Origin of the sequence: Paenalicyclobacillus ferrooxydans, from assembly GCF_001399675.1 — a bacterium.
GTDB classification, from domain to species: Bacteria; Bacillota; Bacilli; order Alicyclobacillales; family Alicyclobacillaceae; genus Alicyclobacillus_B; species Alicyclobacillus_B ferrooxydans.
On sequence record NZ_LJCO01000008.1, the window covers coordinates 278105 to 302861 of the forward strand.

At 53.3% G+C, this 24757-nt stretch carries 20 protein-coding genes and 1 pseudogene; 17 read left to right on the forward strand and 4 right to left on the reverse strand.

The window, feature by feature from the left end; all coding sequences use genetic code 11:
* Window positions 1-120 precede the first annotated feature (120 nt).
* Entirely contained in the window at window positions 121-429 is a 309-nt protein-coding gene (locus AN477_RS24920) for a hypothetical protein (protein ID WP_054967382.1), read from the reverse strand.
* Between the two features lie 120 nt (window positions 430-549).
* On the opposite strand from AN477_RS24920, the gene AN477_RS01380 reads away from it, so the two are divergent.
* From AN477_RS01380 to AN477_RS24140, 3 genes are all read left to right on the forward strand, one after another.
* The gene (locus AN477_RS01380) at window positions 550-1467 is read left to right on the forward strand and encodes a DMT family transporter (protein WP_054967383.1); all 918 of its coding nucleotides are present in this window, start codon (window positions 550-552) and stop codon (window positions 1465-1467) included.
* 191 nt (window positions 1468-1658) lie between these two features.
* Window positions 1659-3173, forward strand: a complete 1515-nt coding sequence (locus AN477_RS01385) for a fumarate hydratase (protein ID WP_054967534.1) — start codon at window positions 1659-1661, stop codon at window positions 3171-3173.
* Between the two features lie 351 nt (window positions 3174-3524).
* Window positions 3525-3866 (forward strand): hypothetical protein, encoded by a 342-nt coding sequence (locus AN477_RS24140; protein ID WP_157061756.1) that lies wholly within the window; start codon window positions 3525-3527, stop codon window positions 3864-3866.
* Here AN477_RS24140 and AN477_RS01390 read toward each other — a convergent pair.
* Complete coding sequence (locus AN477_RS01390; protein WP_054967384.1) at window positions 3850-5163, reverse strand: oligosaccharide flippase family protein; 1314 nt, start codon at window positions 5161-5163, stop codon at window positions 3850-3852. The genes AN477_RS24140 and AN477_RS01390 overlap by 17 nt on opposite strands.
* Before the next feature lie 352 nt (window positions 5164-5515).
* Here AN477_RS01390 and AN477_RS25355 point away from each other — a divergent pair.
* From AN477_RS25355 to AN477_RS01410, 4 genes and pseudogenes are all read left to right on the forward strand, one after another.
* Window positions 5516-6814: pseudogene (locus tag AN477_RS25355) on the forward strand (pyrimidine-nucleoside phosphorylase); the annotation flags it as partial.
* A 93-nt stretch (window positions 6815-6907) separates the two neighbouring features.
* Window positions 6908-7450: a cytidine deaminase gene (locus AN477_RS25750; protein WP_169787834.1), complete on the forward strand. Its 543-nt coding sequence runs from the start codon at window positions 6908-6910 to the stop codon at window positions 7448-7450.
* Window positions 7451-7573: 123 nt separating this feature from the next.
* Window positions 7574-9475 (forward strand): oligoendopeptidase F, encoded by a 1902-nt coding sequence (pepF, locus tag AN477_RS01405; protein WP_245631672.1) that lies wholly within the window; start codon window positions 7574-7576, stop codon window positions 9473-9475.
* Between the two features lie 21 nt (window positions 9476-9496).
* Entirely contained in the window at window positions 9497-10375 is an 879-nt protein-coding gene (locus AN477_RS01410; protein ID WP_054967386.1) for a GNAT family N-acetyltransferase, read from the forward strand.
* Window positions 10376-10476: 101 nt separating this feature from the next.
* Here AN477_RS01410 and AN477_RS01415 read toward each other — a convergent pair whose 3' ends face one another.
* Complete coding sequence (locus AN477_RS01415) at window positions 10477-12024, reverse strand: ATP-binding protein (protein WP_054967387.1); 1548 nt, start codon at window positions 12022-12024, stop codon at window positions 10477-10479.
* Between the two features lie 148 nt (window positions 12025-12172).
* A complete protein-coding gene (locus AN477_RS01420) occupies window positions 12173-12991 on the reverse strand; it encodes a pyrroline-5-carboxylate reductase dimerization domain-containing protein (protein ID WP_054967388.1) in 819 nt (272 codons plus the stop codon).
* Between the two features lie 233 nt (window positions 12992-13224).
* Between AN477_RS01420 and rpoN the strand changes: the two genes are divergently transcribed.
* The 10 genes from rpoN (at window position 13225) to AN477_RS01470 (ending at window position 24646) form a co-directional block, all read left to right on the forward strand.
* Window positions 13225-14730 (forward strand): RNA polymerase factor sigma-54, encoded by a 1506-nt coding sequence (gene rpoN / locus AN477_RS01425; RefSeq protein ID WP_054967389.1) that lies wholly within the window; start codon window positions 13225-13227, stop codon window positions 14728-14730.
* Window positions 14731-14969: 239 nt separating this feature from the next.
* Window positions 14970-16010 carry a sugar-binding transcriptional regulator gene (locus tag AN477_RS01430; protein ID WP_054967390.1) on the forward strand — a complete coding sequence of 347 codons (1041 nt, stop codon included), beginning with the start codon at window positions 14970-14972 and terminating at the stop codon, window positions 16008-16010.
* Entirely contained in the window at window positions 16007-17029 is a 1023-nt protein-coding gene (gene gap, locus AN477_RS01435) for a type I glyceraldehyde-3-phosphate dehydrogenase (protein ID WP_054967391.1), read from the forward strand. Before AN477_RS01430 ends, gap begins: the two co-directional genes overlap by 4 nt.
* Before the next feature lie 170 nt (window positions 17030-17199).
* Window positions 17200-17940, forward strand: a complete 741-nt coding sequence (locus AN477_RS01440; protein ID WP_054967392.1) for a hypothetical protein — start codon at window positions 17200-17202, stop codon at window positions 17938-17940.
* A gap of 239 nt (window positions 17941-18179) precedes the next feature.
* Entirely contained in the window at window positions 18180-19367 is a 1188-nt protein-coding gene (locus tag AN477_RS01445) for a phosphoglycerate kinase (RefSeq protein WP_054967393.1), read from the forward strand.
* 179 nt (window positions 19368-19546) lie between these two features.
* Entirely contained in the window at window positions 19547-20317 is a 771-nt protein-coding gene (gene tpiA, locus AN477_RS01450) for a triose-phosphate isomerase (protein WP_054967394.1), read from the forward strand.
* A 5-nt stretch (window positions 20318-20322) separates the two neighbouring features.
* Window positions 20323-21912, forward strand: a complete 1590-nt coding sequence (gene gpmI / locus AN477_RS01455; protein WP_054967395.1) for a 2,3-bisphosphoglycerate-independent phosphoglycerate mutase — start codon at window positions 20323-20325, stop codon at window positions 21910-21912.
* Between the two features lie 211 nt (window positions 21913-22123).
* Window positions 22124-23407, forward strand: a complete 1284-nt coding sequence (gene eno, locus AN477_RS01460) for a phosphopyruvate hydratase (RefSeq protein WP_054967396.1) — start codon at window positions 22124-22126, stop codon at window positions 23405-23407.
* Between the two features lie 191 nt (window positions 23408-23598).
* Window positions 23599-23838: a preprotein translocase subunit SecG gene (gene secG / locus AN477_RS01465; protein ID WP_054967397.1), complete on the forward strand. Its 240-nt coding sequence runs from the start codon at window positions 23599-23601 to the stop codon at window positions 23836-23838.
* A 73-nt stretch (window positions 23839-23911) separates the two neighbouring features.
* On the forward strand, window positions 23912-24646 hold the full coding sequence (locus AN477_RS01470) for an alpha/beta hydrolase (protein ID WP_054967398.1): 735 nt from the start codon (window positions 23912-23914) through the stop codon (window positions 24644-24646).
* The last annotated feature ends 111 nt before the right edge of the window (window positions 24647-24757 follow it).

Consider the following 24757-nt stretch of genomic DNA (forward strand, 5'->3'; position numbering starts at 1 on the left):
GCACACCAGGCCGATCCGATTTCTAGCCAGATTCTCGTTGCTGACCGAATCGCAGGATCGAGGCGCAGGCTTCAAAGTGTCACAAAGTGACACCGGTGACGCTGCTTTGGCAGCGTCTTTTTACGCACAACCGAACCGGTTATCTCCAACACGGAAGATGGGGCCGTCAAAATCTTCGTCTTCAAGCCAGTCGAGTTCTACATCCTCCATCAGGTATTCCAGAAAGTTTGAGTATACGAATGAGAATCCCTCTATCTGAACGACTGTGTCTGAGTCCCACGCATTTTCCACCGGGGTCAGCATCCAGTTGGCGCCTCCACAAGCCGGACTGGCCTGGATGCGGAACAGGGTTGAGGGTTCTTCAGCTTGCCATGCACTCAGATGACGTTTTGCACCATCCGTCAACCGAATTCCGATTTTGGTTTGCACCTGTTATGCCCCCTATGGTTGACTTCATCCTATGCGATGCACCTGTACCACGCATGCCCCTTGACGAAATCAGATTTGTCTTCGACTATTGTAACGTGTTTGTGTGGGAGGTGCGATAGGATGGTTCGTCCAATCCTTGCGTTATTGTTTGTCAGTGCCCTGTGGGGCAGCCATCCGGTCGTGGGCCAACTGGTTGAGCACCAGATGTCTCCGCTTGCATTAACTGTATGGCGGTTTACATTCAGCAGTGTATGTTACCTGCCGATTTACAAATCCCTCGGCCGGATCCTGAAACTGCCGAGAAAGACCCTGTGGCGGCTCGGCGGCACGACGATCTTTTGGTGTATCCTTTATCCGCTCTTTTACTATCAATCCTTGAAGTCCATTCCACCGATAGATTCCTTAGTGTTGGTGAACAGTGCGCCGCTGCTAGCAGCACTGTTTGCGTTTTTGTTCCTGCGGGAGAAGCTCCGGAGGAATGAGTGGACCGGAATTATTGTGGCTTTTGTTGGCGTTCTCGTGTTGGCCGGTTACCGTATCACCTTCCATGCATCCTGGAACGGAATGATGTTCGCGGTCCTCGCCGCCCTATCCTTTGCAGGTTACACGGTCATGTCTCGAAGTCTGTTTCAGCAGTTGAGGCTGTTTGATGTTTTACTTGCGACGACCGTGTTTGGAGCCATCGCGCTTTGGATTGTCACCTTGGTAACAGGGGAGGCGGGCAGCGTGATCGGCCAACTCATTCACTTGTCCCCGACCGGTTTCTGGCAGTTTGTCTACATCGCCATCGCGGTCAGCACGATTGCCTACGTCCTCTATGGTTACGGTCTGCGGAAACTTCCGGCGGCCGTATCGTCAGCGATCACGTTCTACCCCCAGGTCTTCTTCGCCGGTCTGCTCCAGTGGGTCTGGCTGGGTCAAGTACCGACGGTCTGGAGTATCGTCGCTGTGATTTTCGTGTTTGCGGGCACAGCGCTGATGAGTTTACGAAAACGACCTAGATCCAGCGTTCCACTACAGGTCGGACACGATACGTGATGTTATAATAGTGTCGGTAGAAATCCGGGTATCGGGAAATCGGGTTCCTTGCAGTGTGTCCACGGAATCTCGGTCCACCGATGTTCAGCAAGTGAGCGTTCAGTAAGTGAGGGTTCACCAATTGACGTTCCAGACCCACCAGCCGCAAGGCCGCAAGCCGTGGAACAGGGGAGAGATGACTAGTGAGTGCTATGCAGGAGAGTTTGTACCAACTGATTACGGAGACATCCACCAACCTGCCGCCTGACGTACGGCGGGCTATCAAGCGGGCCGAGATGCAAGAAGAGCTCGGATCGCGCGCCGCCCTCGCCCTCGAAACGATTGTCGACAACATTGTATCTGCAGAAGAAGACGTACAGCCTATTTGCCAGGATACCGGCATGCCAACATTTATCGTCAAGTGTCCGGTCGGGTTCAATCAGATTGAGCTTGAGAAAGACATCCGTGCCGCTATCGTCCGCGCGACCAAAGAAGGCAAACTTCGTCCAAACTCGGTCGATCCGTTGGCAGGCAAAAACTCGGGCGACAACCTCGGCCCAGGAACACCGGTTGTTCACTTCCACCAGTGGGAGCAGGACGATGTGGAGATCCGCCTGATTCTGAAAGGCGGCGGCTGTGAGAACAAGAACATCCAGTACGCACTGCCAATGGATGTCCCAGGCTTGGGCCGTGCCGGACGCGACCTCGAAGGGATCCGCAAGTGCATCCTCCACGCTGTGTATCAGGCGCAAGGATATGGTTGCAGCGCAGGCTTCATCGGTGTAGGTATCGGTGGTGACCGCACGACCGGTTACGAGCTTGCGAAAGAGCAATTGTTCCGCAATTTGGAAGACACCAATCCGAACGAAACCCTGGCAGAATTGGAATCATATATTATGGACAAGGCGAATCATCTGGAAATCGGCACCATGGGATTTGGCGGCAAGGTGACGTTGCTTGGCTGTAAGATCGGTGTGATGAATCGGATCCCAGCAAGCTTCTACGTCTCCGTCGCGTATAACTGCTGGGCATTCCGCCGCTTAGGTGTCGTGGTCGATCCGGTATCCGGCGAGATCAAAAACTGGCTCTATCGCGAGAAGCCAGAAGAGATGCAACGCCCAACTGGCGGCTTTGATGTCGACAAGGCGATTGTGTTGCAGGCACCGATTTCTGAGGAGACCATTCGCTCGCTGAAGGTTGGCGACGTGGTACTCATCAAGGGCGAGATGCACACCGGCCGTGATGAGATCCACAAGTACCTCATGCACAACGATGCACCGATTGACCTGAACGGCGGCATCATTTACCACTGTGGACCGGTTATGCTGCAGGACGACAGTGGGGAGTGGCATGTCAAAGCGGCAGGGCCGACCACGAGTTCCCGCGAGGAACCATACCAAGCGGACATCATTGAGAAGTTCGGCCTCCGCGCCATCATCGGGAAAGGCGGCATGGGCCAGAAGACCCTCGACGGTCTGCAAAAGTCTGGGGCCGTGTACTTGAATGCTATCGGTGGCGCCGCGCAGTATTATGCCAGGTCAGTCAAGAAGGTCACCGGTGTCGACTTCCTCGACAAGTTCGGCGTTCCGGAGGCCATGTGGCACCTTGAAGTCGAAGGCTTCCCAGCGATTGTCACCATGGACGCAAACGGCAACAGCCTGCACAAGGAAGTAGCTGACGCGTCGATGGTGAAGCTTGAGGACCTGAAGGAGCCGGTGTTCTCGTAAAGCCTTTGTTGTAACTTGTCGAGGGTTCTAAGGAGTCTAAGATTCCAAGGCTTCTTTCACGGCGGTGGGCGTTTCCAGGGCTTCGAAGGCTTCTTTCACGGGTGCGGACGCTTCCAGGGCTTCGAAGGTTTCTTTCACGGGTGCGGACGCTTCCAGGGCTTCGAAGGCTTTTTTTCACGGGTGCGATAAAATAGGCCTGACTGAAGCTATCAGGTTTCGTGCAGACGTTACGACATAATTGGAGGGCAGGCCGCGCGCGGCCTGCCTTCGACTTTAAACCAGTACATATTGCCGCGCTGATGGGGGTTGTGATTAGAGGAACCCAGTTCCTCTATAGCGAGACCTGCGCCGATGTCGGCTGGATTAAAGGAACCCAGTTCCTCTACGGAGAGGCCGTCGCCGATGTCGGCTGGATTAGAGGAACCCAGTTCCTCTAAAGCGATGCCGTCGCCGATGCCGGCTGGATTAGAGGAACCCAGTTCCTCTATAGCGAGACCTGCGCCGATGTCGGCTGGATTAGAGGAACCCAGTTCCTCTACTGAGAGGCCGTCGTCGATGCCGGCTGGATTAGAGGAACCCAGTTCCTCTGATAACTATAATTCCACCCTTCCGCCGTATTCACCGTCCGGTGCTCACCGTTCCACCGTGTCCACCGTCCCGCATGCTGCATCTCCGTTTACCGGCCTCGCCTGACCAAATTTCGCGCAACATTGATGTATGCCATAATATCTTCGCGCCGGATCCGAACCAGTCCCAGGCCTGACATGCCGTTGACCTTTCCAAACCAGTACACGTAGACGATAAAGGACAATACATAGCTTCCTGTCGAGGCGATGGCCCCGCCTACTAGACCGAGCATCGGTAAGAAGATGACGCAGAGCACGGCGTTGATGGCTGCAGACAGACCGTTCATGACAATGGTGGTCTTCGGGCTCCCAAGCTGATTTGTGTAGTATTGGAGGACAACGTTACTTGCCGCTTTGATGATAAGGCCGGGCAACAGGATGAAAAAGGGCAGTAACGCCCCTGTGTACTTGTGACCGTATGCCCCAACGATGAGCCAAGGGAAGAATATGTACATGGCGATGGCGACAATTGTTGTTGACACAAGCGTTTGTCGGGACGAAAGTTCTGTAATTTGAATGGCGTCTTGTCTCGACTCACCGCTCATGCGAGTGAACACAACCTGCGTAATGGACTGGGAGATGTTCAGTAGAACCTCTGACGCCACGACAGCGATTCCGTAGTCAGAAGCAATCCGCGCGGGAATAAACACCTTGACCAACCAAAAGTCCATCCGGTAGTTCGCTATGTTCACGAGGTTCGAAATGGAGAGCCATCCCCCGTAGTGAAACATACCGAGCCACTCTTCCTTTGAGTACCGCCAGCGGCGCACTCGGTGTTTGCCGAAGAGTTTGTATGAGATGAGGATCGATCCGATACCGGCCACAGCAAATGACACCGTCCAGCCAGCGTAGGACAGGGTTAGGCGCATCGACTGCGGAAGTTGGCGATCGAAAAATAACGGCAGATAAATAATCAGGAAGATTAACGGTTGTGCCAAGTTGACGCGATTCAACCACGTCATTTGATTGCTGCCTTGCAGTAAGCGGGAACCATAGCCGAACATAAACGTGAACGGCATGACCAAGAAGGCCCACAGCCAAGCTGATTCAAAATGAGGACCAAGTGTCACTTTGAGAACAAGTGCGATGATCCATACCACAAAACTGAGTACAAAGACGAACAGATTACCCATCTGTGTGATGTCTTCAAGGTCGCCTGGGCGCCTGGATAGGGCGTAGGCGTAATAGCCGTTGTAGCCACCGACATATGTCATACCCGTATTTGAAATGGTGCCGGAAAATTGAAAGTCCAGCCGATCCGCTTTGTTCATGTAACGCGCAGTTAAGGCTCCATTCACGAAGCCAACGAACGACAGCACAATCTTATAGATAAATGTAACGAGAGTTTTGCTCATCATGCTCATTAAGTGATCTTCTCCGCCGCTGTTTGACTTCCGTGCACGTCATACGTCATCGACAGTATCACGCCGGATGAAAGGCATCAACTGTCCATGTATTAAGCTTTGCTTAAAATGCTTCCTCCCTAAACCTTCACCGAGAGCCATCCCCATGCTGCAAAGGACGCTGCAGAGGTCGAAGCGACTGAACAAAACAGCCTCCAAAACAGCTTCCAAAACAGCTTCCAAAACAGCTTCTCGTTTGGTCATGAGCTCATCTGTCTTGCGGTTTGCCAAGGAAACGGGTCAAGAGGAAGTTGCTCGCCAATTATGGTAAGATCTTTTCTGCATGTTGTAATCACGCAGGGGGCGAAACAGTTTGAGAGCGGTCGACCTCATTCACAAGAAGCGTCTAGGAGAAGTCCTCAGCAAAGAAGAGATCCTGTTTCTAATTCAGGGATATGTGAAGGGTGATATCCCGGATTATCAAATGAGCGCTTTCTCGATGGCTGTATGTTTCCAGGGCATGAACCCCGAAGAGACAGCCAATTTGACTTCCGCTATGGTAGAGTCGGGAGATCAAATTGACCTGTCTGAGATCAAGGGGATTAAGGTAGATAAACACAGCACAGGCGGCGTAGGAGATACGACGACCCTCGTCCTTGGACCTATGGTTGCGGCGCTTGGAATTCCAGTCGCAAAAATGTCAGGGAGAGGACTCGGGCACACCGGAGGGACACTCGACAAACTCGAATCCATTCCAGGATTTCGTACGGACTTGTCCAGGGATGACCTGATTTCACAGGTTGGTGAGATTGGACTGGCAGTGGCCGGTCAGACGGCGAACCTCACGCCTGCTGATAAAAAGCTCTATGCCCTGCGGGACGTAACTGACACTGTCCAGTCCATACCACTCATTGCAAGCTCCATCATGAGCAAAAAGCTTGCCAGTGGTGCTGATGCCATTGTCCTTGATGTGAAGGTTGGAGATGGGGCGTTTATGAAAGACCTTGAACATGCCCGTACTCTGGCTGAAGCCATGGTTTCCATTGGAACACACTCACACCGGGATACCGTCGCTGTATTGACGACGATGGAACAGCCGCTTGGTCGTGCCATTGGAAATGCACTCGAGGTGAGGGAAGCCATTGCAACGCTTCGCGGTGAGGGACCAGAGGACTTGACTGAACTCTGTATAACGCTTGGAGCAGAGATGGTAATGCTTGCAGGCGGAGCCACGAGCGTGCAGGGGGCTGAAGTGAAGCTTCGCAAATGTCTTGAAGATGGAACAGCCCTCGAGAAGCTGAAACAATTTGTGGCCGCGCAAGGCGGGGATGAGCGGGTTGTTGATGACCCAGCTCTCTTGCCAAAAGCTCCTGTCATCACAAGCTGGAAGTCTCCCGCAGATGGATATATCGCGACCCTCCATGCAGAAGAAATCGGGCGGGTGGCGATGCGTCTCGGTGCGGGTCGGGCTACCAGTGATGCAAAAATTGATCCGAGTGTAGGGCTGGTACTGCAACGAAAGGTCGGGCAATCGGTACGCAAAAATGAATCCGTCGTCGAGATTCATGCAAAAACCCGTGAGGATGCTGAACAAGCCGCACGGGAACTAGATCGTTGTATTGAAATCGTTCCTCAGGAAGTGAAAATCCCGAAATTGGTCCTAGATGTTGTGCGTGCCACAAAGGATAAGGCTGAAAATGTGGACAAGACGGCTGGGGAATCTCAGTCTACCGGTAAAAAACCGGCAACGGAGAACGATTCTGCAGTGGATTTTAGATCAGCACGTGGGCTTAACAGTAATGGGTCAGATGCACATGAGGCCAAATCAGATGCACAGGATGCAAAATCAGGTACACAGGATGCCAAATCAGGTACACAGGATGCCAAGTCAGATGCCCGGTTCGACAATCTGCTTCAGTCAGCGCGCGATGCCATGGAGAAGGCATACGTACCGTATTCGGGATTTCCGGTAGGAGCGGCGCTTCGTCTGGCGAATGGCCAAGTTGTCACAGGTGCCAACATTGAAAATGCGTCCTACGGACTGACCAATTGTGCAGAACGGACAGCCGTGTTTAGGGCAATGATGCAGTACGATATTGCTGGTAAGGACCGAATTGTTGAGATTGCGGTAGTTGCAGACAGTGATGGTGCCATTTCACCGTGCGGTGCCTGCAGACAGGTGCTAGCAGAGTTCTGCAGACCTGATGTACCTGTTGCTTTGGCTGATCTCAAAGGAGATCAGTTGCAGACCACCATTAGTCAATTGCTTCCTTATGCATTTGACGCGCATCAGATGGATGATAGATAACGGATTAAAACGGAACGACAACGGAACGACAACGGAACGACAACGGAACGACAACGGAACGACAACGGAACGACAACGGAACGACAACCGGATCAGCGGGATGAAAGAGAGGAGCGATTCAGAATGGCGAACTTTACAGGTGGACTCAATGTCAACAACAAGACACTAGGGGTCGGGAGTCGCATGGAACCGTTGCACCGTCCAAACGAAGGTGGAGGCAGCAGTAACCGGGATGTCCTAACCCGGGATAAGGTTGATCCCCAGTATAAATGGCGCCTCGAAGACATGTACACCTCTGTCGACGCCTGGGACGCCGATGCGAACACCGTATTGAAGTTGGGTGAGGAGTTGGCTGGACTTGAAGGCCAACTGAATCAAAGTGCCGACGTACTGCTGAAGGCTCTCCGTCTGCAAGATGACCTCGGGCAACGTCTGTCGATGATGTTCGCATTCGCGCGCATGCGACGCGACGAGGACAACACGAACCCGACCTACCAAGCCCTGACAGACAAGGCCATGTCCATTGCCGTTCAGGTAGAGCAAGCGAAGGCATTTCTCGTGCCGGAAATTCTCGAGATCCCGGAAACACAACTGCGCTCATTTCTGCATGCAAACACAGAACTGCAACTGTATGAGTTTGTCATCGACGATTTAATCCGTCAAAAAGCGCACGTCTTGCCGACCGAGCAAGAGGCACTGCTTGCGGCTGCAGGTGAAGTTACCAGCGCCCCTGGGCAGATCTTTACGATGTTCAACAATGCTGATCTCAAGTTTCCAATGGTGATCGATGATGATGGTGAAGAGATTCAGCTGACACACGGACGCTACATACAACTTCTTGAAAGCAGCAACCAAGCCGTTCGCAAGACGGCCTTTGAAGCTATGTACAAGACGTACGGAGAACACAAGAACACGCTGGCAGCTGTGTACGGAGCAAGCGTTAAGAAAGACATCTTTTACTCGCGGGTCCGCGGCTACGAATCGGCTCGAAAAGCAGCACTCGATGACGACAATGTGCCAGTGTCGGTCTACGACAACTTAATTGCTGCCGTGCATGAGTCACTGCCAGCGTTGCACAAGTACCTGAACCTGCGCAAACGGGTGCTGGGGCTTAAGGAATTGCATCTGTACGACATTTACCAGCCGCTTGTTTCGGAGATGAAAGTCAAAATCCCCTACGACGAGGCTGTGTCCACCGTCGGCGAGGCGATTTCGCCACTTGGTGAGGAGTATCAGAGGATTGCGCGGGATGGACTGAAAAGTGGTTGGGTCGACGTGTACGAGACGAAAGGTAAGACGAGTGGCGCCTACTCATGGGGCGCGTATGGCGTACACCCGTACATCCTGCTGAATTATCAGGACTCACTCGACAATATGTTCACGCTTGCTCACGAACTCGGTCACGCGATGCATACCTACTACAGCCACGAGAACCAACCCTTTGTGTACTCTGGTTACACCATCTTCGTAGCGGAGGTTGCGTCAACCTGTAATGAAGCCTTGCTGACGCATCATCTGCTGAGCAATACGACAGACCCCCAGATGCGGGCATACCTCCTGAACCATCACTTGGAAACGTTGCGTGGGACCTTGTTCCGCCAGACCATGTTTGCAGAGTTTGAGAAGCTGACACACGCCCACGCCGAAGAAGGAGGCGCTCTGACACCCGAATGGTTGTCGAATACCTATTACAAGCTGAATGAACAGTTCTTCGGTGCTGAGTGCGTGGTAGACGAGGCCATCGCCATTGAATGGGCTCGCATTCCACACTTCTACAACCCGTTTTACGTGTATAAATACGCCACTGGTATCTCTGCCTCAACGGCCTTGTCGCAGAAGATCCTGAACGACGGGCCAGAGGCATCTGCACGCTACTTGGAATTTCTGAAGAGCGGCGGTTCGGACTATCCGATTGAGTTGCTCCGCAAGGCAGGCGTTGACATGGAGTCACCAGAGCCGGTTCGTGCAACACTGGCGCAATTCTCGAGCATGGTTGACGAGCTGGCCTCCATCCTGGAGAAGTAAGGCGCTGAGGAGAGAAGCAAGATGTCAGAAAGTCGTAAGGGCAATGGGATGCGTTACGCGCGATCCGTTGTCATCTGGGCATCACTCGCAGTGACCATTGTGGCCTTAGTCGTGTATGTCGTCATGGTTTTTGCCCGTCAAGGCAACCCGGTTTGGAACAGAGCACTCCTCGCCTATTGTGGAGTGTTCTGGGTATTTTTCGCTTTTGATGAGGTCGGCCGCCGAACCGCTATTCTTGGCGAACAGAAGCGAGCGTTGGCACCCGCTCCGAGACCTCGTCCGCAACCAAACTCGTTCATGCCATTGCCTGGCGCAGACGGTTCGCTGCTAGGCCAGCGTTTTTCTGAATCAGCAGGAGGCACGCTAGGTGAGCTTCCACCTGAGGTCGGCTTGCAACGGATACAACGGGAGATGTTGCAGGATGCGCAAGCTATGGTTGACGACTGCCTGACAGAGGTCCTGGCTTTGTCCGGAACCGTGCCCCGCCCGGGCCCGTCTGGGCATGTACCAGGGTTTGATGTTGAGGCTTGGCTTGGAGATGATCATGTTTTCCCCTTTCTGATCACGTCAGGAGGAGTAACCGCAGGCGTCGCAGCTTTGGAGCAAAATGAATCGAGTTACGAACTGAAGCTGTTGTATGTAAAGCAGGGACTGCGCAGGCAACGGATCGGCCAACGCGCCTTTACGAAACTCGAGGAGTTTAGCCGCCTGCTCGGTATCCGGCAGGCTATTACGGCACACGTATCTTCTTTAAACATGCGGGGGCAACGGTTTTATCGTTCAGTGGGCATGGCTTTAGCCCAGGAACGGGCGCTGGACGTGGAGGCACGCGACGTGGCTTCAGAGCTGGCCCCTGAGCACCAAGTTGAACTCCAAAAAGATATCCTGCGCGATTCGTGAGTGCCGGATTCGTGAGTGCCGGATTCGTGAGTCCCGGATTCGTGAGTCCCGGACTCGTCAGTCTCCGGTTGGTGAGTCCCCGATATTGTGAGTGAAAGAAGTCAAACTTGAGACGGCCCCGGATTCCCCAGCAATCTGGGGTTTTGTATTTCTGAGTCGGGGGCAGGTGCGACGACAGGAAGTTGAAAGGTCACGGTGGTTCCTTCGCCCAGCTGACTATAAATTTCGATCGATCCTCCGTGCTCTTGCATGATCTGTCGACAAATGGCGAGTCCTAACCCAGTTCCGGAGTCCTTGGTCGTGTAAAACGGCTGAAAGACACGTCCCAGTTGGTCTTTGGTCAGTCCCACACCGGTGTCACGCACACTGACGACTGCGGAAGAGGACTTTTGAGTTGTGCAGATGTCCACTTTTCCGTGTGCACTGCAGGCCTGCAGTGCATTCTGCAGGATATTCATCAAGACTTGCTTTAACTGATTGGGATCGCCCTTGACGTAGATGGTGGACCGCTCGGTTCCGAACTCCATTGTCACACCATGGAGCATCGCTTCTGGCATCATAAAGTGGATGAGCTCTTGCACGAGATGGTTTAATTCAATTCGCTGGTAGCGGGTCGGTTCAGGCCGTGCCAGAGTCATAAAATCTTTTACAAGTCGGCCGATCCGATCCAATTCCTGAATCGTCAAATCAATGTACCGATGGTCAGGGTTACTGAGTTGACGCTCTGCAAACAGTTGCAAAAAACCTTTTGCAGTCGTCAGTGGATTCCGGATTTCATGCGCGATACCCGCAGCCAGGGAGGCCAAGATAGAGATGCGATCCGTCTCGCGCATGCGTCGTTCAATCTTCCGTTGGTCAGTGATGTCCCGGAATAAGCCGAGTCTACCGGCAGGCAGACCGGTCGGATGCGTGAGGGTGCGCAGAACGCAAGTGTACAACCGATCTCCGAGTGTAAGATCGATGTCGCCATCGGGGGTTCTCTCTGTGTGGATGAGCATTTGATTGTGAACGTCGTCCTGAATGGGAATCGGGTGATACGCTCTGACACGCCCATCCGAGCCGATACGGACGACATGGTAGTCAAGATGGCTGAGCAGTGTTTGATACAGCATGGCATTATCGCGCAGCTGCCATTCTGCCTCGAGCTCTCGCTCGACTGCAGCAGCAATCGATTTGGTGAATGTATCGAGTATCCAGGTGCTTGTCTCATCCGCGACTACGACGGTGACAACACCAATCAGGTTTTCTCTGGCTAAGACGACCGGAGCGTGACTGACGCGAAAGCCTCGCGGGAGTTCAGCAAAGGCGCTCTCAATGCCCGAAGATGTCGGTGCCTCCAGGATACGAACCCCAGTCTTAATGGCGTGTGTCTTCAGGACTGCTCTGATTTCTGAGTTACCAAGGATATCTAAAATCAGGTTGTGCGCATCTATGGCGATGACGGACCAAGGGCCGTCGGAATTCTCGTTCCCGTACAATGCTCGAATGTGTTTCCGTAAAGCCTCTTTAAAGTACATGTTTGGGATGTTTCCGAAGTCATGGTTTTGTTCTTGTGCGTCGTAATATGGCGGCAAGGAAAGAACAACCGGGTCCGACAAGGATGGCGCCCTGTTGGAGAGCGAGAGTTTCGACGAAAGGTTGTCTGCCATACGTATCACACCCGTTCTGGTGCGTGAATCGAGTCTTTACGTTTGTAGAGCTCGTCCACGTCATCACTCCATTTCCCCTATTATCTTCTTATATTTACAGTGAAACAAGTATCATGTCACAACTTGCCAGAATTCGACAAGAATTAGCTTACTTCTCACTCTCTGATACAGCATGGTTGGGTTGACGACCATGTCCGTGATGTCGCGTTGCCTGATGCAAATTTTGAAACACAGCAGGAGTGTCCTGACGAAGAGCGAGGATTCCGGTTTCCGTGACTCCTCCTGGAACTGCCACATGCGTAATGACCTCCGCAAACGTTTTTCCCGACTTGAGCAGGTTTGCAAGACCGATCACGGTGTTGGACAACAATAATTGCGCTTCATCAGCAGAAATTTGCCCAGTCATTGCGGCAGCATCAGCCCAATGAACGAGCATTTCCGAGAGGAAAGCAGGTCCGCAGCTGCACAGGTCACTGCAGACACGTACTTGGGACTCTGTGACCTCGTACGGGTATGATGCGATAGAGGTTAACAGTTGATACAGTCGATTACGTGCATCCTGTTTGATGGTTGGTCCGCAGGTAACCAGGATGACTCCGCTTTGCACGGATTGCACAATGCTTGGGATAACCTTCGCAACAGATGCGTTTGTCATGTGTTCAATCTCGGACAGTGGAATGGAACTGATGGTTGTGACCAGGGTTTGCGTCGATTCAAGGCGTGGCCCGATATCATCCAAAACGGCCCAGCCATCAGCAGGCTTTGTACACAGAAAGATTGTGTCTGAAGCGTTTGCCACATCTGCGGCTGACAGAGCAACCTGAACATTGGACAGTCCCTCTGCTACTCGGTCGGCCTTGGAACGGGTTCGATTATAAATGGTGATGTGTGCATCAGGGTGTGCCGTGGCGAAGGCCTTCGACAGCATTCCACCAATGTTTCCGGTTCCGATGATGCCAATCCGCAATAGGCTCCCCTCCTGAATGTTGAGTGATGTTTCGCAGATACGCCTTCTCGGTGCTTCACGGACGGACCGCGCCCATTGACCTTGGGCTCTCACTCTCAGTCTATTGCAACGTGACTTGTCTCTGTACCAAGATGTTTCACTGGAATGTCTAGCGGCTTTCCGCATATAATGCAGTCAGAGTACGCTAGCAGGAATCATGCCATGGTTGTCAAAGTGTTTGGTTGTCAAGGTACATGGTTGTCAAGGTACATGGTTATCAAAGTATTTCGGTGACATACAAGAATGGGGTGTTCGCAGTGGATATGACCTTTCACATGAATCAGGAACAGTCACAAAAGCTGGTCATGACCACTCAAATGCGTGAAGCCCTGTCTGTGCTTGAAATGTCGCATGAAGAGCTGCGTCAGTACGTATCGGATCGCGCGGAGAAAAACGTTTTTTTGGAAGTACAGCCTGACGCTGTGTCTCAAAACAGCACAAACTCACTGTCTGCACCAAGCACTGTACACGCTGACAGAGAGGCAAACGGCAGTCAGCTTCGCGAAGTTACGCCATCTTGGTCGTCGAACTCGTTCACAAGCCGCGGAGTAAGCAGCGGACGAGCCGCGACATCCAGTGCAGGTGCAGGGGCAGGGGCAGGATATCCGCTTGAGAACATGCTGAGCGCGAGTTGGACCTTGATTGACGACATCAAACAACAGCTGCTCTTTCTCGATACCCACCCGGTTCTGCGAGATGCTGCCCGGAGGCTTTCTGAGGATTTGGATGAAAACGGTTACCTTGGGGCGTACAGTCCAGAACTCAAGCTGCGCTTGCAACTCGATGAAACGGAGTGGGAGAGCGCAGTGGCGTGTATTCAACAGTGTGAACCTGCAGGTGTTGGAGCACGGAGTTTGCGAGAGTGTTTATTGCTTCAATTGCATCTCGTTCCGCTCGAAGTCCAATCGGTTGTGGAACAGATGATCACTCATCATCTTGAAGATGTGGCGAATGGAAGGTTATCGCAGATTGCCAGGCGGCTAAAGGTGACAACGGACGAGGTTTTGACAGCACTTGAGGCCATCCGACGGCTGAACCCAAGACCGGGTTCCGAATACGGACATTTTGTTCCACACCATATCCGACCTGACCTCAGTCTGGTTCACACCGAGAGCGGGTTTGTCGTCGTTGTTGCAGATGCATCCGGTGAAGTGAGTTGGCAGGATACACATTATCAACGGCTCATGCGGCAAGCTGATTTCGAAGTTCGGCAGTATCTTGGCGAACAGTGGCGTGAAGCCCGTTGGATCCGTCATTGCCTGGTGCAGCGTACGCTGACCTTGCAGCGGATCGGAGAAGCGATCATTACCCTGCAACCGGAATTTTTGCTGAACGGATTTGAATACCTGCGACCCATGCGCCTGCGGGACATCGCTGACCTCATGGACGTACACGAATCAACGGTCAGCCGTGCCATCCGCCACAAGACGATGGCTACGCCGATTGGGATCGTTGAGCTTCGTCAGTTGTTCACAGCAACGATTCACACGGGCGGGGGAGATGTGTCTGCTGCGTCCGTCAAGCACATGATTAAAGACTGGATTAAAGCAGAGCCGGGAGATGCGCCGTTAACGGATGCAGCCATTGCTGCACGTTTAACAGACACCGGGGTTCGTGTGAGCCGCCGTACCGTGGCGAAATACCGGGAAGCGATGGGGATTCCAGGCTCTTTGTCGCGCAGGACACACACGTTACCGTGACTTATCGATTGAAAAATAGACAGAAAATCACACTCTTCGTTGTTGCACATGGGAGGGGTGTGATCTACAATAAAACCGAAAAATAAATTCCCTTTAGCAACGCTTTTTTTCTTGGCCAACGTGGGACACAATATGTTGCTGCGGGACGAAAATAGTCCCTTTGAGGAATGGCCTAGGGGAGTGGTGGGGAAACCTGCCTTAGATGACCTGACCACTCTGCAGTGCTAGGGGGTAGTGGCTTGGATTCCATCAATCTGTATGCAGCGCAACGCATCGTACCGGAACTGCTGGAAACGTTGCGCTCGCGCTCGCGGATTCTACACCGGATTCGCCTGCTTCAACCCATTGGGCGAAGGGCTTTGGCCACAGAGCTCGGTACAACGGAGAGAGTGCTTCGCAGCGAAGTCGAGTTCTTGAGACAGCAGGGATTACTTGACGCTGGTCCGGCTGGCATGGTGCTGTCTGACGAAGGGAACGCTCTACTTGATGAGTTAGACTCAGTGCTGGCCACGATGGAAGGCCGGACAGAACTTGCCTTAACGCTGGAGAAAGTGCTCGGAATTCCTCGCGTTGTCGTTGTTGTTGGGGACAGTGACGGCGAGCAATGGGTTAAAGATACGCTGGGTTTTCAAGCCGCAAATGAACTTCGAAACCTGCTTTGCGAAGGCGATGTAGTCGCTGTTACGGGTGGAAGTACGATGGCAACGGTGGCCAAGATGATGCCCCAGGGCAAGGCGCTTCCGGTTCGAGTCGTTCCGGCACGCGGCGGTCTTGGTGAGTCCACTTCAATTCAGGCGAATACCATCGCAGAGCAGCTCGCAACAGTGATGGGCGGATCGTACAGTGTGCTCCACGTACCGGATCGGCTGAGTGAAGAAACGCTCAAAAGGTTAACGGATGAGCCCATGGTTCAGGAGCGGCTTGCGGAAATTCGTCAGGCCACAGTGGTTGTTCACGGCATCGGCGGTGCTTTGCAGATGGCAGAACGGCGCGCGCTGAGTCACGACGAGTATCTGATGCTTGAAGAGCAAGGCGCGGTGGCTGAGGCATTTGGGTACTACTTCAACCAACAAGGTCAGACGGTACACAGCATGACCACGGTTGGGTTGAAGTTAGCTGATTTAAATCGAATGAGATTCGTCATGGGAGTTGCAGGCGGCACCAGCAAGGCGCCGGCAATTGCATCTGTTGCAAAGGCGTATCGGATCGACCTGTTGGTCACCGATGAGGGCGCTGCAAGAGCAATCCTGAATCATGTTCATGGAGGGGTTAGATCATGACCGTAAAAGTTGGAATCAATGGATTTGGACGTATTGGACGTAACGTTTTTCGCGCAGCTCTTGGCCGAACCGATATGGAGATTGTCGCAGTCAACGACCTCACGGATGCAGCGACGCTTGCGATGCTGCTTCAGTATGACTCCGTCCATGGCCGCTTGAATGCCGAAGTGAAAGCTGAAGACGGCGCCATCGTCGTCGACGGAAAGCGTGTGATTGTGCTTGCTGAGCGCGATCCGGCGAACCTGCCTTGGGGCAAGCTCGGCGTCGACGTCGTGATTGAGTCGACAGGTCGATTTACGGATAAAGAGAAAGCTGAGGCACACATCACCAGCGGCGGAGCGAAGAAGGTCATCATCTCCGCACCAGCAAAGCATGAGGATGCCACGATTGTCCTTGGCGTTAACGATGACATCTACGACGCAGAAAAACACAACGTCATTTCGAACGCATCTTGCACCACCAACTGCCTGGCGCCACTGGCCAAGGTCATCGACGAGAAGTTCGGCATCGTCCGCGGCCTCATGACGACCGTGCACTCTTACACCAACGACCAGCAGATTTTGGACCTGCCGCACAAGGACCTCCGTCGTGCCCGCGCTGCCGCGTTGTCCATCATCCCGACAAGCACGGGTGCTGCAAAGGCTGTCGGACTGGTTCTGCCACACCTGAATGGAAAACTGAACGGAATGGCGATGCGCGTCCCAACCCCGAACGTCTCACTGGTCGATTTGACCGCAGAGCTTCGTGAGAACGTAACCGTCGAAGACGTGAACAACGCACTGCGCGAAGCAGCAGGGACTTCGCTGAAGGGCATTCTCGGATACAGCGACGATCCGCTCGTGTCCCGTGACTACAACGGCGACCCTCGTTCTTCCATCGTCGACGGACTGTCCACGATGGTGATGGAAGGCAACATGGTCAAGGTCATCTCTTGGTACGACAACGAATGGGGTTATTCCAACCGTGTTGTAGACCTGACCGCCCTCGTTGGAAGCAAACTGCCTGTCGGCACAAAGTAAGCCAAGGTTTTGTATCAGCAAGGTTTTGTATCAGCAAGGTTTTGTTTAGAAAGGTTTTGTTCAGAAAGGTTTTGTTTAGAAAGATGCGCACAGGGGAGAATCATATTCTCCCCTCAGGTTGTTGAGAAAGTTCGTCGGCTGAAAAATCCCTTTTTACACTGCGGAACCTCATGGAACTGGGTTCCTCTGCAGTCGGACGCCTGGCGACTCAGGGGGATTTAGAGGAACTGAGTTCCTCTGCAGTCGAACGTCTGTCGACTCCGAAGGATTTAGAGGAACTGAGTTCCTCTGTAGTCGGACGTCTGTCGACTCATAGGGATTTAGAGGAACTGAGTTCCTCTGTAGCTGGACCCGTGGCGACTCAGAGGGATTTAGAGGAACTGAGTTCCTCTGCAGTCGGACGCCTGGCGACTCGGAGGGATTTAGAGGAACTGAGTTCCTCTGTAGCTGGACGTCTGGCGACTCCGAAGGATTTAGAGGAACTGAGTTCCTCTGCAGTCGGACACCTGGCGACTCCGGAGGATTTAGAGGAACTGAGTTCCTCTGCAGACGGACGCCTGGCGACTCATAGGGATTTAGAGGAACTGAGTTCCTCTGTAGCTGGACCCGTGGCGACTCAGAGGGATTTAGAGGAACTGAGTTCCTCTGTAGCTGGACCCGTGGCGACTCAGAGGGATTTAGAGGAACTGAGTTCCTCTGTAGCCGGACGTCTGGCGACTCCGAAGGATTTAGAGGAACTGAGTTCCTCTGCAGTCGAACGTCTGTCGACTCCGAAGGATTTAGAGGAACTGAGTTCCTCTGCAGTCGGACGCCTGGCGACTCAGAGGGATTTAGAGGAACTGAGTTCCTCTGCAGTCGGACGCCTGGCGACTCAGAGGGATTTAGAGGAACTGAGTTCCTCAACAACCTGAGGGGAGAATCATATTCTCCCCTTTTACCTGTGCAGAAGCGTTGATTTGTCAGGGTGAAGACGGAACACGCGGTCGATTTTTGAAACCGGGCAGTGAACTGGTCGTGGTCGATTTCGTTACGAAATGAACAAATGGTATGTTTACAGTAAAGCGGTCTCGCTAGAACTGACAGGCGATTTATGAGAACTGGAGTCACAGCGAGTTACGTGAGTACGAGTTACATAAGGAGGATTTCCATCATGGACAAGATGACGGTTCGGGACGTCGATTGGGCAGGGAAGACAGCCCTTGTTCGCGTGGACTTCAACGTCCCCATGAAAGACGGCGTAATTACAGACGATACGCGAATTCGTGCTGCCTTGCCAACCATTGAATACCTGTCTGGCCAAGGGGCGAAGGTTGTCCTGATGAGTCACTTAGGTCGTCCAAAAGGTGAACGGAATGAAAAGTACAGTTTACGTCCCGTCGCTGAACACTTGTCAAACCTGTTGCAGGGAAAGACGGTGACATTTGCTGACGATTGCATTGGTGAGCAGGCAGAGGCCAAAGCTGCCAGTCTTCAATCGTCTGACGTTCTCCTCCTCGAAAATCTCCGTTTCTACGCACAAGAGGAGAAAAACGATCCAGCGTTTGCGAAAGCGCTCAGTCAGCTGGGTGACGTGTATGTGAACGATGCTTTCGGGACGGCTCATCGAGCTCACGCTTCCACGGCTGGAGTCGCCGATTATCTCCCTGCGGTGGCTGGGTTCCTGATGGAAAAAGAGATTGGGATTATGGGCGAAGCATTGGCCAACCCGCGGAAGCCGTTCGTTGCGATTATTGGCGGGGCCAAGGTATCGGATAAAATCGGCGTGATCGAAAACTTGCTGCCCAAAGTGGACTCACTGCTTATCGGTGGCGGTATGGCGAACACGTTCCTCGCCGCGAAGGGATATCAAATGGCTGACTCCTTGGTCGAGACGGACGCCATTGAGGTAGCAAAAGCTCTGCTTGAATCAGCTAAAAAACAAGGTGCAGACCTGTTGCTACCAACAGATTTGGTGTTTGCAGAGAGGTTCGCAGCCGATGCACGGCATGAAGTGACCGATCTCAACAGTCTGCCGAGTTCTGGCATGGCCCTCGACATTGGTCCAAATACCGTTAAAAAGTATGCTGACGTGATTGCAAACGCAAAGACCGTCATTTGGAACGGACCGATGGGTGTGTTTGAAATGCCTGCATTTGCAGCAGGAACGTTAGCGGTTGCTGAGGCGATGGCAAAGGTCGACGGCGTTACGATTGTCGGCGGCGGCGACTCCGTAGCGGCCATTGAACAGGCAGGGCTGGCCGAGAAGATGACTCATGTGTCTACGGGAGGCGGCGCATCGCTGGAGTTCCTGGAAGGCAAAGCATTGCCTGGTGTTGTGGCGCTGAAGTCGGCCAAGTAAACAGGACTGGGGTGCCATCGCGCGAGAAGCGCCGGGCAAGCTAGGGTGCCATTGCGCAACCGGAGCCATTGTGCGAGTGCTGAGCGGGCTGGGTGCCATTATGCAACCTGGATCATCGCGCGAGGCTTCCCCATTGCGCAACCGGGTTCTGACGTTTTCATGAGAGGAGACAAAGCCAGATGACTAGGCGAAAGATGCTCGTTGGCAACTGGAAGATGTACAAAACGATTGCCGAGACCAGAAGTTTTGCGGAGGTTCTCGGTCGAAATCTGGGCAAACTGTCGGCGGAGATGGATTTCGCTGTGTGCCCTCCGTTTACCGCGTTACAAGTTGCGAAGGTTGTCCTGCCAACCCAGGTGGCTGTCGGGGCCCAGAACATGCATCAGTCGAAAAACGGTGCATTTACCGGCGAAGTCGCTGCACCAATGCTTCAGGAGATTGGCGTGAAGTATGTGGTCCTTGGACACTCCGAACGGCGTCAGATGTTTGCAGAAACGGATGAAGCCGTCCGCGACAAGGTTGAAGCAGCCCAAGAAGCAGGTTTTATTCCCATTCTGTGTGTAGGGGAAAACGACGCAGAACGCAATTCAGGAGAGACGATGACGGTCGTTGCCCGTCAAACCCAAATTGGCCTTGAGAAGGCTCGTCCGGACGGGGATGCCATCGTGATCGCCTATGAACCGGTATGGGCGATTGGGACAGGAAAGACCCCGAGTCCAAAAGACGCCGAGAAGGTCATTGCGGCCATCCGCGAGGTTGTGGTGGTCGCACTCGGAGAGACTGAGGCAGCAAAGACAAGGATCCTCTACGGCGGCAGTGTCAAGCCGGCGAATATCGCTGAGTTTGTCGCTGAAAAGGACATCGACGGTGCTCTTGTCGGCGGCGCCAGCCTCGATCCGGAGTCATTTGTCGCCATGGCCGAAGCAATGGGGCAAGTTTCAGGGAGGTGATCACGATGGGAGAATCACAGCAGCAAACACAAGTCGATTTTGTACGCAAGCCGCGCCCGTCTGGGGAAGGCCCTGTGGCACTCATTATCCTCGACGGTTTCGGTTGCCGCTCGGAGACTGTTGGTAATGCAGTTGCAGCAGCGAAAAAGCCGAATTTTGATAACCTGTGGAAAACATATCCGCACACCCATTTGCTAGCCAGCGGCAAGGCCGTTGGACTGCCAGAGGGCCAATTCGGCAACAGCGAAGTGGGACATTCAAACATCGGGGCAGGACGTGTGCTGTACCAGGATCTCACCCGGATCGACAAAGCTATTGACGAGGGTGACTTCTTCTCGAACCCGGCGCTGAAGGGCGCAATGGATCATGTCAACGAGCACGGGACAGCCCTCCATTTATATGGGCTAGTGTCGGACGGCGGTGTACACAGCCACATGCGCCACCTCTTGGCGCTGCTTCGGATGGCCAAAGAATATAGTGTGAAGAAGGTTTACGTTCACGCCTTTCTGGATGGCCGCGACGTGGCACCGACAAGTGGACGCAAGGATGTCAAACGCTTGTTGGAAGAGATGGAGCGACTCGGCGTTGGCCAAATTGCAACCATCCAGGGTCGCTACTACGCAATGGATCGGGACAACCGTTGGGAACGAACATCTAAAGCCTATCGTGCCATGGTGGATGCAGAGGGTGATAAAGCGACAGACCCCTTGCAGGCGCTTGAAGACTCATATGCCAAGAGTGTGACGGATGAGTTTATTATTCCAACCGTGATCGTCGATGAAAATGGTCAACCAGTCGGCCAAATTCGCGACGGTGACGCGGTCATTATGTTCAACTTCCGACCGGACAGAGCCATTCAGATTTCCCGCGTCTTTACGAATGAAGATTTTCGCGACTTCGACAGAGGTCCAAATTTCCCGCATGTCCACTATGTCTGTATGACCAAGTTCAGCGAGCTTGTCGGTGGAGTGGTGGCGTACAAGCCGGCGAATCTCGATAACACCATGGGTGAAGTCCTAGCCCAAAACGGACTCACACAGTTGCGGATTGCTGAAACGGAGAAGTACCCGCACGTGACCTTCTTTTTCTCGGGTGGTCGTGAGCAGCCATTCCCTGGTGAGGAGCGCGTCCTGATTCCCTCGCCCAAAGTGGCGACATATGATTTGAAGCCGGAGATGAGTGCCTACGAGTTGGCTGACGCCGCTCAGAAGCGCATAAAATCGGGTGACATCGACTGCGTCATCCTCAACTTTGCCAACCCGGATATGGTTGGACATACGGGCGTCTTTGAAGCGGCGGTGCATGCGGTCGAGGCTGTGGATGAGTGTCTCGGAACCGTCCTCGACGCATTGCATAGTGTTGGCGGCGTGGCGCTGGTCACAGCGGATCACGGAAACGCAGACATCATGTTCTTCAAGGATACCGGGGATGTCTGCACAACCCACACGACCAACCCAGTACCTCTGGTCATCACCAAGCCTGGGGTAGAGTTAAAGGACGACGGTGTCCTGGCCGATCTCGCTCCAACCATGCTCGACCTCCTCGGCGTCAAGCAGCCGACGGAGATGACGGGCCATACGCTGCTCAAGCACTGAACGAACGAGTGAACACCGCAGGCGTCAGGGTGGTGCAGGGGCTCGTCGGTTCGCGGTTAAGTCGGTGGAACCGACTTAGCACCGACACCGGATCGCCATTAAGCGGGTAATGAGGCGGACCAGGGTCAAAATGGGTCACAATTGTGCAAGCCTAAATTAGAAACGGTATGATGGAAAAAGCAAAGTGAAGAGTGCAGGAGGTTGACTGAAAATGGCAGAGATTTTTGACGTACACGCACGCGAAGTACTGGACTCCCGCGGGAATCCGACGGTTGAAGTAGAGGTGACACTCGATAGCGGAGCAGTGGGCCGCGCAATCGTTCCGTCAGGCGCATCCACAGGTGCACACGAAGCGGTTGAGCTTCGCGATGGCAACAGCAAGCGTTACCTCGGTAAAGGTGTTGAAAAGGCCGTTGCAAACGTAGTCGAAAAGATTGGTCCGGAACTGATTGGGGAGGAAGCTGCCGATCAGGTTGCAATTGACCAGATGCTGCTCCAACTCGATGGAACTCCAAACAAGGGCAAACTCGGTGCAAACGCAATTCTTGGGGTTTCAATGGCTGTAGCGAAAGCTTCAGCGGCTGATCTCAATATGCCGCTCTATCGTTACTTAGGCGGTTTCAACGCAAGAATGCTGCCTGTGCCGATGATGAACATCCTGAACGGCGGCAAGCACGCAGACAACACCGTGGACATTCAGGAATTTATGGTCGTGCCGCACGGTGCACCAACGTTTAAGGAAGCTCTGCGCATGGGAGCTGAAGTTTTCCACAATCTGAAGACGGTCCTGAAGTCAAAGGGCATGTCCACCACGGTTGGCGATGAAGGCGGATTTGCGCCAAACGTGAAGACCAACGAGGAAGCCATTGCGCTCATCGTCGAGGCCATTGAACGGGCTGGGTACAAACCAGGCACAGATGCATCCATCGCCATGGACGTGGCTGCAAACGAATTGCTGCAAGGCGGCAAGTACGTGTTCGAGGGCGAGGGCGTAACGCGCACCGCAGCAGAACTGATTGCATATTATGAGTCATTGATTAACAAGTATCCTATTATCTCGCTCGAGGACGGATTGGCCGAGGATGATTGGGATAATTGGGGTGAGCTCACGCGTACCATCGGATCGCGCATCCAATTGGTCGGTGATGACCTGTTTGTGACCAACACAGAGCGCCTGGGCCAGGGGATTCAGAGCGGCGTCGGGAATTCAATCTTGGTTAAGGTCAACCAAATTGGCTCTTTGACCGAGACATTCGCATGTGTCGAGATGGCTAAAACAGCATCATATACATCGATCATTTCTCATCGCTCCGGAGAGACGGAAGACGTCACCATTGCTGATATCGCCGTGGCGACGAATGCTGGACAGATTAAGACGGGGGCGCCGAGCCGAACTGACCGAGTTGCCAAGTACAACCAGTTACTCCGGATCGAAGAAGAACTTGGAACACAAGGTATATATGCAGGTCCTGTGATTTTTGGCAACCGCCGTTGACCGAATCCAAATAATAGAACCTCACAGGTTGTGGCTTGAAAGTGTCATAAATGCTAGACTACCTGGAGTATAGTAATGTGGTGTAGAGTTGCGCTCCGTGCAACTAGCGTGTACACTTCAAGCAAACAGAGCTTCGGGTACGGGCACCTGAGAGGTTCCCTGGTGACCCACGCGAGTGGGGGTGAACGACAATGCTTGCAGCGGCCAAAGTATCTCTGGTTGTGCTGTCCGTTTTATTGATTCTTGTAATCCTGCTCCAGTCTGGGAGAAGCGCCGGGTTGTCCGGTGTTATTACAGGCGGTTCGGATCAGGTGACAAACCGTCGCCCCAAAGGCATGGATTCCTTCCTTGCCAAGGTGACTGTGGTTCTGGCCACACTGTTCTTGCTGGTAACTTTGTTTATCGCATATCTGGGAGCAAACCTCGTGTAGGTGTCGTGATGGCGTCGTCGGTGGACGGCGCCATTCCTGCAACTCTTTGGGAGATTCAGGGGAGGTTCGTACGATGGCGAAGGGACTGTGCGTGCTTATTCACGGCTTTACGGGTACACCTGAAGAACTCGCTCCACTAGCCGAAGCCCTCTTAGCCGAAGGTTATGACGTCGAGTTACCTGTGTTACCCGGGCACTGCGGTTCCAAAGCAGACCTCGAAACAGCCACTGCAAGTCAGTGGTTGCAAGCCGTTGAACCAGTGATCGAAGCAGGGCTGGCCGAAGGGCCTGTGCACTTGATTGGATTTTCAATGGGTGCGATGATCGCGTCAGTGATGGCGGCGAAGTATCCTGTCACGACGGTGACCATGCTTGCACCAGCTGTTTTCTACGTCGGTACAAAACAATTGTTCCGGCAAATTGCTGGTGTGATTAAGGAGTCATGGGACAAAGGTGCCAATACGTCAACGTACCTCAAACAGCGTATTGAGCGCGTATCGCAGACACCGCTTAAGAGCGTGAAGCAGTTTCGACGAATTGTCCAGTTGGGGAAAACAGCCTTGCCTCAAGTCACGCAACCTCTTTGCGTCATTCAGGGGGAGATGGACGAGGTCGTTGAACCGCGAGGTGCATCCTATGTCTATCACACCGTCGGATCGCACGAGAAAGAGATTCATTGGTTGCCGCAAGCTGGGCATATGGTTTGTTACAGCCAGGTAAGTTCGGTATTGAACGCATATGTCATTGACTTTCTCAAATCGTATCCACATCGGGAAGAGCACTTGATGAATCACGCCAAAGCGGAATAAACACCTGATTTGCCTGCAAACAGCGACATGTGTGTCCGTACGAAACTGAGTAGACTGCCGGCCACCGGCAAACGCATACTGAACCAAAGAGGGGGGAATTCCGCGACATGC

Coding starts and splice junctions, on each gene's coding strand:
- AN477_RS01380 (WP_054967383.1), top strand. CDS start 550: ATGGTTCGTCCAATCCTTGCGTTATTGTTTGTCAGTGCCCTGTGGGGC.
- AN477_RS01385 (WP_054967534.1), top strand. CDS start 1,659: ATGCAGGAGAGTTTGTACCAACTGATTACGGAGACATCCACCAACCTG.
- AN477_RS24140 (WP_157061756.1), top strand. CDS start 3,525: ATGTCGGCTGGATTAAAGGAACCCAGTTCCTCTACGGAGAGGCCGTCG.
- AN477_RS01390 (WP_054967384.1), bottom strand. CDS start 5,163: ATGAGCATGATGAGCAAAACTCTCGTTACATTTATCTATAAGATTGTG.
- pepF (WP_245631672.1), top strand. CDS start 7,574: ATGGCGAACTTTACAGGTGGACTCAATGTCAACAACAAGACACTAGGG.
- AN477_RS01410 (WP_054967386.1), top strand. CDS start 9,497: ATGTCAGAAAGTCGTAAGGGCAATGGGATGCGTTACGCGCGATCCGTT.
- AN477_RS01415 (WP_054967387.1), bottom strand. CDS start 12,024: ATGGCAGACAACCTTTCGTCGAAACTCTCGCTCTCCAACAGGGCGCCA.
- rpoN (WP_054967389.1), top strand. CDS start 13,225: ATGGTTGTCAAGGTACATGGTTATCAAAGTATTTCGGTGACATACAAG.
- gap (WP_054967391.1), top strand. CDS start 16,007: ATGACCGTAAAAGTTGGAATCAATGGATTTGGACGTATTGGACGTAAC.
- AN477_RS01440 (WP_054967392.1), top strand. CDS start 17,200: ATGGAACTGGGTTCCTCTGCAGTCGGACGCCTGGCGACTCAGGGGGAT.
- AN477_RS01445 (WP_054967393.1), top strand. CDS start 18,180: ATGGACAAGATGACGGTTCGGGACGTCGATTGGGCAGGGAAGACAGCC.
- tpiA (WP_054967394.1), top strand. CDS start 19,547: ATGACTAGGCGAAAGATGCTCGTTGGCAACTGGAAGATGTACAAAACG.
- gpmI (WP_054967395.1), top strand. CDS start 20,323: ATGGGAGAATCACAGCAGCAAACACAAGTCGATTTTGTACGCAAGCCG.
- eno (WP_054967396.1), top strand. CDS start 22,124: ATGGCAGAGATTTTTGACGTACACGCACGCGAAGTACTGGACTCCCGC.
- secG (WP_054967397.1), top strand. CDS start 23,599: ATGCTTGCAGCGGCCAAAGTATCTCTGGTTGTGCTGTCCGTTTTATTG.
- AN477_RS01470 (WP_054967398.1), top strand. CDS start 23,912: ATGGCGAAGGGACTGTGCGTGCTTATTCACGGCTTTACGGGTACACCT.